General features: G+C 41.6%; 11 protein-coding genes. 6 read left to right on the top strand and 5 right to left on the bottom strand.

Going from position 1 to position 12,513, the window contains the following annotated elements; genetic code table 11:
- Nucleotide 1 precedes the first annotated feature (1 nt).
- From ACLCDV_RS06080 to ACLCDV_RS06060, 5 genes are all read right to left on the bottom strand, one after another.
- On the bottom strand, nucleotides 2–157 hold the full coding sequence (locus ACLCDV_RS06080) for a hypothetical protein (protein WP_317668061.1): 156 nt from the start codon (nucleotides 155–157) through the stop codon (nucleotides 2–4).
- Nucleotides 158–355: 198 nt separating this feature from the next.
- Nucleotides 356–511, bottom strand: coding sequence for a class I lanthipeptide (locus ACLCDV_RS06075; protein ID WP_317668062.1), 156 nt, complete (start codon nucleotides 509–511; stop codon nucleotides 356–358).
- Nucleotides 512–609: 98 nt separating this feature from the next.
- The gene (locus tag ACLCDV_RS06070) at nucleotides 610–765 is read right to left on the bottom strand and encodes a class I lanthipeptide (protein WP_333626769.1); all 156 of its coding nucleotides are present in this window, start codon (nucleotides 763–765) and stop codon (nucleotides 610–612) included.
- 485 nt (nucleotides 766–1,250) lie between these two features.
- Nucleotides 1,251–2,063, bottom strand: coding sequence for a hypothetical protein (locus ACLCDV_RS06065; protein WP_411973144.1), 813 nt, complete (start codon nucleotides 2,061–2,063; stop codon nucleotides 1,251–1,253).
- Nucleotides 2,064–2,474: 411 nt separating this feature from the next.
- Nucleotides 2,475–3,068, bottom strand: coding sequence for a hypothetical protein (locus tag ACLCDV_RS06060; RefSeq protein WP_411973143.1), 594 nt, complete (start codon nucleotides 3,066–3,068; stop codon nucleotides 2,475–2,477).
- A gap of 84 nt (nucleotides 3,069–3,152) precedes the next feature.
- On the opposite strand from ACLCDV_RS06060, the gene ACLCDV_RS06055 reads away from it, so the two are divergent.
- The 6 genes from ACLCDV_RS06055 to ACLCDV_RS06030 all read left to right on the top strand — a co-directional run bounded on the left by ACLCDV_RS06055 (nucleotide 3,153) and on the right by ACLCDV_RS06030 (nucleotide 12,495).
- A complete protein-coding gene (locus ACLCDV_RS06055) occupies nucleotides 3,153–3,317 on the top strand; it encodes a hypothetical protein (protein WP_317668066.1) in 165 nt (54 codons plus the stop codon).
- A 288-nt stretch (nucleotides 3,318–3,605) separates the two neighbouring features.
- Nucleotides 3,606–6,815 carry a TonB-dependent receptor gene (locus tag ACLCDV_RS06050; protein WP_333576456.1) on the top strand — a complete coding sequence of 1,070 codons (3,210 nt, stop codon included), beginning with the start codon at nucleotides 3,606–3,608 and terminating at the stop codon, nucleotides 6,813–6,815.
- Between the two features lie 37 nt (nucleotides 6,816–6,852).
- Nucleotides 6,853–8,766: a RagB/SusD family nutrient uptake outer membrane protein gene (locus ACLCDV_RS06045; protein ID WP_333576458.1), complete on the top strand. Its 1,914-nt coding sequence runs from the start codon at nucleotides 6,853–6,855 to the stop codon at nucleotides 8,764–8,766.
- A gap of 33 nt (nucleotides 8,767–8,799) precedes the next feature.
- A complete protein-coding gene (locus ACLCDV_RS06040) occupies nucleotides 8,800–9,996 on the top strand; it encodes a DUF5000 domain-containing lipoprotein (RefSeq protein ID WP_317668069.1) in 1,197 nt (398 codons plus the stop codon).
- A gap of 30 nt (nucleotides 9,997–10,026) precedes the next feature.
- Nucleotides 10,027–11,262 (top strand): DUF4998 domain-containing protein, encoded by a 1,236-nt coding sequence (locus ACLCDV_RS06035; RefSeq protein ID WP_333576459.1) that lies wholly within the window; start codon nucleotides 10,027–10,029, stop codon nucleotides 11,260–11,262.
- A gap of 9 nt (nucleotides 11,263–11,271) precedes the next feature.
- Nucleotides 11,272–12,495 (top strand): hypothetical protein, encoded by a 1,224-nt coding sequence (locus ACLCDV_RS06030; protein WP_411973142.1) that lies wholly within the window; start codon nucleotides 11,272–11,274, stop codon nucleotides 12,493–12,495.
- Nucleotides 12,496–12,513 lie beyond the last annotated feature (18 nt).

Below are 12,513 nucleotides of genomic sequence, written 5' to 3'. Positions count from 1 at the left end.
ATTAGTAGTTTTTTGTCATGTCCTGCTCTAGTGCTGTAGTCAACATTGTTGGAATAGTACCAAAGTCATTCATTTTTGAATTCCCTGCCGCTACAAATTGAGATTCGTTTTCACGAAGTATTGGGTATTTTCTGATAAGAAGTTGGATTTTTTTCATAATTTTTTACTTTGGTAAAGCACCTCGGTATGAGGTGCTTTATTGGTCTATTAAACGATTGCATTCCCTGGAGTTGGAGAAATTTTGATGAAGTATTCCGCTCCTGTTACTCCTCTTAGTGTTCAAGGATTGGTCCATTGCACTTCGTTTTAAACTGTGATTTAAGAAATCAGTGTCTTTGCATTTTTTAGTACAATACTAGGAAAGAGTTTCTTTTTCCTTAATTGTACACGATGACGATTTGAATACACAGACATCACCTGCCGCAGCTTTTCCGCCCTGAATTTGGTCTAAGATACTTTCGTTCAACTTCGCTACATTTTTCTTGTTGATTTTTAATTTTTTTGAATTCATGATAATTTGATTTATAAATTTGTCCCTACTCTAACTGCTTTTCGGGTCCCGCCTATTTTTCTTCCTTTTTTGAATCAGTTTCCTGACGTTTTTTTATACTAGGAAAGAGTTTCTTCTTCTTTAATTGTGCATGATGATGTTTTGAATACACAGACATCACCTGCCGCAGCTTTTCCGCCCTGAATTTGGTCTAAAACATTTTCGTTCAGCTTCGCTACATTTTTCTTGTTGATTTTTAATTTTTTTGAGTTCATAATAATTTGATTTATAAATTTGTCCCTACTCTAACTGCTTTTCGGGTCCCGCAATAATTTTGATATACGAATGTAGCAGCTAAAAAAAATTGCACATTATTTTTTACACTAAACCCGAATATCCACTGATAAAACCAGCGTTTGAAGAAATTAAAATCTTTAAGAAAGAATTCATTAGTCGTATTTGGGAACACAATAAGCTCCTTTAGACCAACGATCTGAAAAGTTCAATCGGTAGCTGTTCTCATTATATAAAACGACAACAAGCTTACTTTCGAAAGAAAGGCTCAACATAAAAATTGGTTGGCGTCTTACAATGAAAATTCAATTGTCTTTTAAAACATTGGATGACGAAACACAAAAGAGGAAACGTAAAAAAAAGCCACATGGTATGATGTGGCTTTTAAACTAAATTTAAACTATCGGCTGTAGTCCAACGATCAGGAAAACGCGATAAATGGTGGAAATGGGAAGATGGCTAATTGTTATTGAAAGTATTCAATGACATGATAAGTACCATCTTGATATTTATCGAGTAGTTCTTTTAAATAATATTTGTGTTGTACTCCGGTCAAGACAACTATTTTTTTCCCACTATGCTTGTTAGCGTGTCTGATGATATTAATAGCCATTGTATTATTTCTTAGATCCCAAAAATTACACCAAAGCTGATAGCCATCCCGGTAAGAGATCTTTTCACCATTTGGTTTCACAATATATTTCTCTCCAAAAATTACTTCGGAATGAGCTATTTTGGGCATCTCATGATGCTGAAGAGTTTGTCTATATCTGTTCAAAGTTTCAAAAGCGACGGAATTCAATGTTTTTATATCTGTTTTTGAAAAGTTAAACAGCGCTTTATTCGCTTCTTTATATTTCTCATAGATCGCTTTATTAGATTCACTTAACTTACCGACTTGATACAAGCTATCAATAAGCTGTACTGTAAGGTAATCCGCCGGTACCATACCCCTATCTTTTCTATACTGATTTCTACCCTCAAATTCGAATGGTAAATTGAGTGTTTCAGGATATTTTTTAAGATATCTTAATGTAGCAGTCTGCTCGTTTGACGTTAGACGGATTTCCTTCGCATAATCTTTAATCTGTTCGCTATCATTTTCTTGCAAGAGTATATCTGGTCCGATCTTATCTAAAATTTCAAATAGCATATCTGGACTCAATATGGCTGAGGAGTCATGCACCGTGCCAATGATATAGAGCTCTGTCTTAATCGAGGTCTGAGCTTGCGTCAAGTTTAAAAATAAAACTGATAGACTTACAAAAAGGTATTTCATTATAAAATTGATATTTAGGTATTGTTAAAAGTGATACTTCCAAATATAAGAAAATCAGTAGTTAGGCGAAAATTCTTATCCATTTGAACCGATTTCATCGATATATCAAAAAAGATTTTTCATAATACTATTTCAGATTTGCCATTGTTCTACTGATATAAATGCATCAAGCTAGCCTTTTTAGAAGAAATGCTCAACATAAAAATTGGCTGGCGTCTTACAATGAAAATCCAATTGTCTTTTAAAACATTGAATGACGAAACAAAAGAGGAAACGTAAAAAAAGCCACATGGTATGATGTGGCTTTTAAACTAAATTTGAATGGTTTACTCGTGATCTGCCTTTATACTCATCTAGGCAGATCACGCGTTATAGAGATACTTATTTATACAAATTGATCGATTTGGATACTTACTCATACCAATAATCGAGTGGTACATATTGATATTTAGTCTTCACCGTTGTCTTATTGTTGTACATATCGTAAATACGCTGATGAACAATATAAAATTTCCCATCAGACGAAGTCGCCCGTATTTCATAGGGTTTTGTTGCATGATCTCTATAGGCAGCTGAATAAATTCCTTCATATCCTTTATAAACAGTGACATTTAAAATATTACCGGAATCATAATACTCAATAATCAACGTATTTCCCCCATTCGGATCAACTTCTCGATATCTAGCCTTACGGCCAAATACACGATCAACTACCGGTTTATTTGCCTTGGGTGTAAATCCGGCAGGAAACAGCTCAAATGTATACCCCAATCGATGTTTGTACGACCTAAATTTGGCTTTAACAGCTGTCTTTGACGGAAGACTAGCAATAGCTCGATTGAACTCAAGTTCTTTTTGGCTTTCAATAATGCTATCCTGTCGTTGCTTTGCCTGCATAGCCATCAGGGTCTGAACAATAAATTCGATTTTATCAATGTCATTTATATCGCCTACCGATAACACATCAGCTTCAAACTCCTTATCTGTATTCTTATATCCGATCACTCTATACTTCTGCTTTAACTCAGTTTTCCTATTCCTCAGATCGTACTAACCTTTGGAGAAATTCAAAACTTTACATTTATAGATGTGGATAAAGCCATTTCTACTGCCTTATTAGCGCATAAAGATGGACTATACGTTGTATTTGTCAATGGTACCGAAATCAAGCAGCTTACAGATCCTGTTGAGATCGATGAAAAATCTGAGATAGCCATCATTAGATTAACATTTCTGGCCGGAAGAATGACGTAAAAAAAAGCACATCTCCCGATGTGGCTTTAATAGACATATAGCCCAGTAGTGGTCTGCCCTCCCCATTACCGGGCAGACCATTCCCAAAATTCGCACAAAGTCGGCGGTAAATAACATGTATTCAACAGCAACTTCCCAAACGTCACCCCATAGTGATAACGCCAAGAATTGATTGGCATATTGACCATTTCACCCCCTTTTTTTGCTGTAAATCCCCTCGAATTATCCAATTCATTGTAACGATAATTGTACCTAACATAACTCAATTTATAACCAAAATTCTTATTAATGAAAAGATGGAAGAAGATTAAATCTCGTCTAGGAATTTTTATATTTCTAATGACGGCAACTTGTTGTGCAGCTATGGCGCAACAGGTTCGTGTACAAGGAAAAGTCTCCTCGGAAAATGACGGCACAGCGGTATCAGGCGTCACAGTAAGTGTCTTGGGGGGCACTATGCGCGTATCTACGGATGGAAATGGAAACTATGTACTTAATACCAACAAAACTGCGACATTAGTATTTAGTAGTGTCGGCTACGCACGTCAGGAAATTTCCCTGACCGGAAAAAAAACAGATGCCAACAATACCATCACCTTAGACATCCAAATTAAACTAAACGAAAATGTTATCGACGATGTCGTTGTCACGGGTTTTGGTCAACGCGAAAAAAGAGCTTCCGTAGTTGGCTCCGTAACCACGATTAATCCGAAAGAATTAAAAGGCCCGACGAGCAACCTAACCACTATGCTCGCTGGAAGGGTTGCCGGTATGATTGCCTTTCAACGCAGTGGTGAACCTGGATCTGATAATGCGAATTTCTTTATTCGGGGACTTGGAAGTTTTGGTACCGGAAAACAGGACCCATTGATTCTCATCGATAACATCGAATCTTCACCGACCGATATGGCCCGCTTACAGCCCGATGATATTGCGAGCTTTTCTGTCCTTCGCGATGCCAATGCGGCCGCCATGTATGGTGCCCGGGGTGCAAACGGCGTCGTTCTGATCACCACAAAACTGGGTAAAGAAGGGGCTACAAAATTTGAATTCCGTACAGAAAGTAATGTTTCTACCAATACCCGAAATTTTAAATTTGCAGACAACATCCGCTACATGGAAATGGCCAACGAGGCCTACCTGACAAGACCTGCTGACGCGGCCAGTGGACAGGGGCTTCCGTATTGGCAGACCAAAATTGACCATACAAGAGCCGGAGACAATCCGCTGCTCTACCCGAATAATAATTGGATTGACCAGCTTATAAAAGACTATACCATAAACCAACGCAATAACCTAAATATCAGCGGCGGTGGAGCAAAAGCAAAGTACTACCTATCCGGTACATATAACATCGACAATGGTATTTTGAAGATGAACGGAATCAACAATTTCAATAACAATATCAAGTTAAAAAATTACTCCGTCCGTTCAAATGTTGATATCAACTTTACCCCTACAACGACGGGTATCGTACGTGTATATGCCCAGTTTGACGATTACAATGGACCGATCGGCAGCACAGACGAAAATGGAAGCCGTATCAATGGTGGAGCTGCGACCTTCAGACGCGCCATCTGGTCGAATCCTGTGATGTTCCCGGCGATCTATCCGTCTTCGTATATGCCATACATGAATCACCCTTTATTTGGTAATGCACTAAATAGGAATGGTGGTTTATTTGTAAACCCTTACGCCGAAATGGTACGTGGTTACCAAGAATTTAATACCTCGACGATCATGCCACAGATTCAGATTAACCAAAATCTGAATGCATTGATCCCTGGGCTGAGCCTTACGGCAATGACCTATCTAAAACGTTATGCTTATTTTGAAGTAAGCCGCAAATATAATCCTTTCTATTACACGGCATCTGCTGATGCTTCTGGCGATCTAAGCCTCCGGGTCATGAACGATGGTTCACTGGGATCGATCGGAACTGTTGGTACCGAATACCTCGATTATTCGGAGTCTGCAAAAGAAGTGAATTCGATGTTTTATGCACATGCGATTGCCAGCTATAATCATGCTTTTGGTAAGCATAATGTAGGAGCCACAGTGATCGGTTTAGTTCAGAATTCATTGAGTGGGAATGCCGGAAACTTGCAATTGTCGCTGCCTTCGCGCAATATCGGTCTTTCTGGTCGCTTTTCGTACAATTTTGATGACCGTTATATCGCCGAGTTTAACTTTGGTTACAATGGTTCGGAACGCTTTGCCAAAAATCGTCGCTTAGGTTTTTTTCCTTCTTTTGGGCTTAGCTACAATATTTCCAATGAATCATTTTTCGAACCTGTCAAAGATGTCATTTCAAAACTAAAAATCCGTGCCACCCATGGTTTTGCCGGGAACGATCAGATCGGCCGTTCGCAAGATCGCTTTTTCTATTTATCTGATGTAGACATGAATGCCTTTCAGATTGGATTTGGTGAGCTTTCGGGATATACCAGACCAACCATCGCCATACGTCGTTATGCCAATGAGGATATCACATGGGAGCGATCGCGCCAGACAAACTTTGGGCTCGAACTCGGCCTCTTTAAAGACCTCGAGTTAAATGTAGATGTATACAAACAGATCCGGAGCAATATTCTCACCGGCCGATCATATATACCGAGTACAATGGGCCTTCGCGCCGCGATCGTCGCCAATACGAATAAAGCCGAAAGTAAAGGGGTAGATGTGACGCTAAATTATAACAAAAACTTTGGCGACAGCTGGTACATTCAGGGACGTGGAACGATGACTTATGCCGTGAGCAAGAAACTGATTGTAGATGAACCCGCATACAAAGAAGCCAGTCGCTATACAGTAGGTACTTCGGCGTCCCAAGAGTTTGGTTATATCGCTGAACGACTCTTTGTGGACGATCAGGAGGTACTGAATTCTCCGGTTCAATTCGGAAAACCGGGCTTAGATTATCTGGGTGGAGACATCAAATACCGTGACGTAAATGGCGATGGACAGATTACAGATTTAGACCGCGTCGCGATCGGATACCCCACCACGCCAGAAATGATCTATGGCTTTGGCGGTACTGTGGGTGGAAAAGGCTTAGATTTTAGCTTTTACTTTCAGGGATCTGCACGCTCTTCCTTTTTCATTAATCCCGAAAATATTTCGCCCTTCTATTTAAATGGTGGTTCGCAAAACGGCCTTCTACAGGTCATAGCCGATAGTTATTGGAGTGAAGAAAATCGAAATCTATACGCCTTTTGGCCCCGTCTAAGTGAAAACATTATAGCGAATAATAACCAAAGAAGTACCTGGTGGATGCGTAGTGGTGCTTTCCTTCGATTGAAAACAGTGGAAGTAGGTTACACGTTTAAGGAAAGTTTGATGAAACGCCTCAAAGCAAAAAACCTTCGGGTATACGCCAATGGAATGAATTTATTTGCCTTAAGCTCTTTTAAAATGTGGGATGTCGAGATGGGTGGAAAAGGAATAGGCTATCCGATTCAGGCCGTATATAACATAGGCTTACAACTGAGCTTTTAATGTGAACTACAATTAAGAAATCATGAAAAATAAAAATATGAAAAAGACAGCAACCTATATCGCATGCCTCTTGTTTAGTGCTTTTGGAGTTTCTGCCTGTAAAGATTATATCGATGTCGTTCCGGACAACGTGGCGACAATTGACAATGCCTTTTCCTTACGAAATGAAGCTGAGAAATTTCTCTTCACCTGCTACTCGTGGTTACCAAATAATTCGGATGCCCAAAGCAATATTGGATTTCTTGCCGGCGATGAGGTATGGCTACCTGTTGCCCAGCGGGAAATCTATCCGGCGAATAACTGGCGTATCGCCCGCGGCGGACAGAATGTCAATCAACCACTTGTAGACTCCTGGAGAAGTGGTTTATGGATCGCTATCCGAGATTGCAATATCTTTTTAGAAAATGTTTCTGATCTGTCCAAGGTACCTGATCTCTCAATCGATGATCGTTCACGATGGATTGGAGAAGTATTGTTTCTAAAAGCTTATTACCACTATTTGTTATTTCGCCAATATGGACCAATTCCCGTTGTCGAAAAAAACATCTCACTTGACGCAGATCAGTCTGCTGTACGGGTAGAACAGCGTCCTGTCGATGAGGTGGTCAATTACATTGTTTCTTTGCTGGACTCTGCTGCACAAAAATCTGTTCCTTTAATTATCCCCAATAAGGCCGCGGAACTTGGACGGGTGACCAAACCCATCATTCAGGCCGTAAAGGCTGAGGTATTGCTGACTGCCGCAAGTCCCCTATTCAATGGAAATACAGATTATCAGGCCATGCGCAATAGCAAAGGCGAACAGCTGTTTAATCCAACTTATGAGGCCTCAAAATGGACGAAGGCCGCGGAGGCTGCAAAAGCGGCAATTGAATCTGCCGATGCTGCGGGCATCCGCTTCTTCCCTTTCAATAAGGCCGAATATGGACAGTTTAAAATGAGCGATGCAACCGCACAGGTGCTGGGCATCAACCTGGGCTTCAATGAGCGTTGGTCTGCTGAACACATCTGGGCAAACCCCAATTACCAGGCATGGAATATACAGCGGGATGCGATGCCCCTCTTAACCCCGGAAGCAGTGGTCGGTACGGCAAGACAACACCTCAGCGCACCGCTGAAAATTGCAGAAATGTTTTACACAAAAAATGGTGTCCCCATCAATGAGGATAAAACCCTCGATTTTAACGACAAGTCGAGTCTACGCGCGGCTACCGCTGCAGATCGGTATTATATCAAAGAAGGGTATACTACAGCGCGTCTAAACTTCGACCGCGAGCCCCGATTTTATGCTGACCTGGGTTTTGACGGCGGCATCTGGTTCAAGTTTGATACCAAAAGCCTATCGGATGAGGATACGTATTATGTACAGGCGAAGCTAAATCAGCCTGCTGGTGCCAATAACCATGGGTGGATCAATGAAACTGGATACTTCCTTAAAAAATTAGTGAATTGGGAACAAGCTTTCAGTAGCAATGGTGTCAGTTATAAATCCTACCCTTGGCCAGATATGCGCCTAAGCGATATTTATCTGATGTATGCTGAGGCGTTGAATGAAGCCAATGGTCCTTCAGCTGATGTTTACGCGTATTTAGACCGCATACGCGAACGTGCTGGAATCCCCGGTGTCCTAACGTCTTGGAGCCAGTATTCGTCAAACCCAGACAAACCTACCACCAAAGAAGGTCTTCGCGAAATTATTCAACGTGAACGAATGATCGAATTGGCCTTTGAAGGAAAACGCTATTGGGATCTTAGGCGCTGGAAACTGGCCGTTAAATATTTCAATCAGAACATTACCGGATGGAGCGTAAATCAGGAGATCAGTGCAGATTATTACCAGATAAGAACATTGTTTCAGCAGACATTTGTGGCCCCTAGAGATTATTTCTGGCCAATTGCCCAAGGTGAATTAACGGTAAATCCTTCGTTGACACAAAATTTAGGCTGGTAGTCCTTTCAATTTTATCCTTAAAGTCATAAAGAAATGAACATAAACAGAAAATTGATACAGACCATATTTTTGTTCTGCATCTTATTCCAAAACTGCAAAGAAGAAATTCAAGTTGCTCCTGTTGTCAACAGTACTGCACCGGGGCAAGTTAGTAATGTGAAGGTAGAAAACCTGGCCGGGGCCGCACGTATTACCTATACCTTACCAAAAGATCAGGATCTATTGTATGTCAAAGCCGTCTATCAATTAAAATCAGGTAAAGAAATGGAGGTGAAATCCTCCTACTATAACAACACACTTCTCGTGGAAGGTTTTGCAGATACAAATCCGCATTCGATCAAGCTCTATGCCGTAAATAGAAGTGAAATCAGTTCGGCGCCTATCGAAGTCTCCGTAACGCCTTTAGAAAATCCCATCTGGAATACCTTTCGGAGTCTGGAGGCCATTCCAGCTTTTGGTGGCATTCGGATCACTGCCGAAAACGAGACTGAGAAAAATCTCACCGTGATGGTGATGGTCGATTCGTTGGGTGAATGGGTACCTTCTGTAGACAACATCTATACTTCCGCTAAACAGATTTCACGTACCATCCGTGGGTTTGCACCAAATCCCAAACAGTTTGCGATTACCGTGAGAGACAAATACATGAATTTTACCGATACGCTTGTGACGACTTTGACCCCGCTGTTTGAACAGGCACTTCCCAAATCAAGGTATACTGCGGTTACATTACCCACCGACGCCAAACAACAATATACTTCTACCGGGTTATCCAAGATGTGGGACGGAGACAATTGGAACTGGCCCAATATATCTTTGACTGACGTCACTGTCAATGGCCCACAATGGGTCACCTTTGATACCGGTAAGTTGGCCAAAATGAGCCGGATTGTGATCTGGGACTATCCAGAATACACCAACAGTGGCCGTATGTATTATTATGGTGGGAACGTGCGATTTTTTGAAATATGGGGTTCGGACAACCCGCCTTCAGACGGGAGCTGGAACAACTGGACACGCTTAGGTACCTTCGAAAGCAAAAAGCCTTCTGGACTACCCATGGGGCAGCAAACAGATGAGGACTATCAACTTGCCAATTCGGGTTTAAGCTTTGACTTTGATATCAGTGCACCGAAGGTCCGCTATCTACGCATCAAAACCATTAAAAATTGGCAGGGATCGTCCTTTATGTCCATCGCCGAATTACAGGTTTATGGCGATCCACGTTAATACAACTTGTTTATTATCAATTAGACTATTATGAAAGTAGCACCTATTAAAACATTCTTTATCATGTCTTTGCTTAGCATGGCCATGCTTTCTTTCCTTTGCTGTTCAAAAAGTGATGATTATAAAAAGTACCTGGAAGGCGGTGAAATTTCCTACACCGGAAAAATTGATTCCGTCAAGGTCTTCTCGGGTAAAGAGCGCGTCTATATTACTGGATTATTTATGGCCGACCCCAAGGTAGATCGCCTCAAAATATACTGGGATAATCGGCAAGATTCGACTGAGTTAAAAATCAATCGTACGGCTGGCGTAGACACCTTAAAAATTTCGCTGAAAATAAGTGAAGGAGTACATAATTTTGAACTTATCACCTACGATGCCCAAGGCAATAAGTCGCTAAGCGTTTTTAAAACTGGCGTATCTTATGGCGAACGGTTCAGCTCGGGACTTATCAACAGACCAATGTATGCTGTTGACTACTTTGCTGGCGATCAAAAAACCACCGTCAATTGGGGGGGAATCGATCTGACAAGTGGTGCTCAGTTTACAGAAGTTGAGTATACCAATACGTCAGGTAAATTAGTTGTTCAAAGAGACTCTATCAAGTTAGGTAAAAGTATTCTATCGGATTTTCTCCCTGGCAAACCACTCCGCTATCGTACATTATTTGTCCCGGATTCTTTAAGTATAGATACATTCTACACGAACTATTCCGCAAATATATCGCCCAAGGAGGTTTATCTAAAAAACATGAACTTTCCTTTCGAGACTTCTGCCATGGGCGGTGATCGCTGGGGCACTCCGGCGGTGTGGCTTGTCAATGATGCGGCAAAGAACTTCAAGACAGCAGACGGAAAATATTATGGCGGAATTGAGATTCGGGATAAAAAAGCCTGTTTATCTTTGGAAGCAGGTTGGTGGCAATGGGCCTCACCCTCACCCAACTTAGCGCCAATTGTAAATGGTAAGATTTATCAAACAACCAACCTACAGCCCGGAAAATATCGTTTTACAGTCTCAAAGATTGACAAAGGCAGCGCCGGTGTCGTTCACCTCATCGCCGCAAAAGGCAATGCCTTGCCCGATCAATCAGCCTTGAATACAGCCTTAGGCTTTCAAACCCTATCTGGAAGCAGTGCAATATTCGAATTTACCGTAACAGAAGCGGGTCCTGTAACCTTGGGTTTTCTCGGAAACATGAATGGAACGGCATCAGACGGCTCTTATTTTAAAGTCTCTGGCAATATGATCTTTGAAAAATTATAACCAAAATAGATGAATAGATTAGTTTTTTATGTCTTTTTTACAGCCTGCACTTTAGCAGGCTGTAAAAAGGCTACTCCCGAAAGCAGTATAGTAACGCCTACAGAAAAAACAGATGATATCGCACTTGCTACGCTTGGTAAATTAGCTTTTTCCAATATCACGACTACAGGTGCTATGATTACAGGAAAAGTGCTAAACAAAGGTGGTGCACTTGTTACCAGTCGTGGCATCTGCTGGAACAAAGACCCGAATCCGACAATCGACAACAATCCGATGGAAGCAACTTCCAGTAAAGGTTCTGGTGAATTTACTGTGGCACTAACAGCCCTTGCCCCCTCACAAACCTATTACATTAGACCTTACGCCAAAAATAAGGGCGGAATTGCTTATGGCGAACAACAGGTATTGACCACTGCCGATATCCAATCGGTTACATTCGGTACTAATCCCATCTTTATTGTAGGATCATCAATTGCTTACTACGATGTCAATATTATCAGCAGTGGTGGTGGCGCTGTGACTGAACGAGGGCTATGCTGGGGCCTACAGGAAAAACCGACGGTCACTGATCATAAGGTTATGAATGCTGCAACAGGCACGGGCAAATTTCGAATCGGCATGCTCAATCTTACCCCGAGTACAAATTATCATTTACGCGCTTATGCGATCAATGAAACAGGCGTAAGCTACGGACCCGACATTTCCTTCCATACAATCGCCAAGGGCAAAGTAACCTATACATTCAATAAAGTCGACAATCCAACAGCGCAACAACTTGCTGCATACCAACGATTGCAAGTGGCTCTGGACAGTGCGGTCTGGTATGCCAATAATTATACTTCGGCCACCAAACATGTTTACCTCAACTATGACCCCGGGGTTCCGACAGCCGACGCGAATAACGAAGGCTGGATGCGATTTGGTGCCAGCGAGGGCTACCAAAATATCCGTACCATGTTGCATGAGATGAACCATACCCTCGGTACCGGGACGACAAGCTGGTGGTCACAAGCGATTATCAATGGCAAATATAGTCTGGCAAATGCCAACAATATGTTAAAAATGATCAACTCGGACGAATCAGCCGCTATAAATGGCGATAGCATGCACTGGTGGCCCTATGGTTTAAATCAAAATTCAGAAGTCGGTTCAAGCTGGGATTACGTATACAATTGCCTGATCATAGAAGCTATGCGGAAAGACGGCATGACCAGTCACAGTGGCGCTTACTAGCGGATAACTGAGCCACAA

The organism is Sphingobacterium sp. Lzh-3 (assembly GCF_046764375.1).
GTDB lineage: Bacteria > Bacteroidota > Bacteroidia > Sphingobacteriales > Sphingobacteriaceae > Sphingobacterium.
Note: the sequence above shows the minus strand (reverse complement) of the source record. Positions and strands in the feature narration are given on the sequence as shown.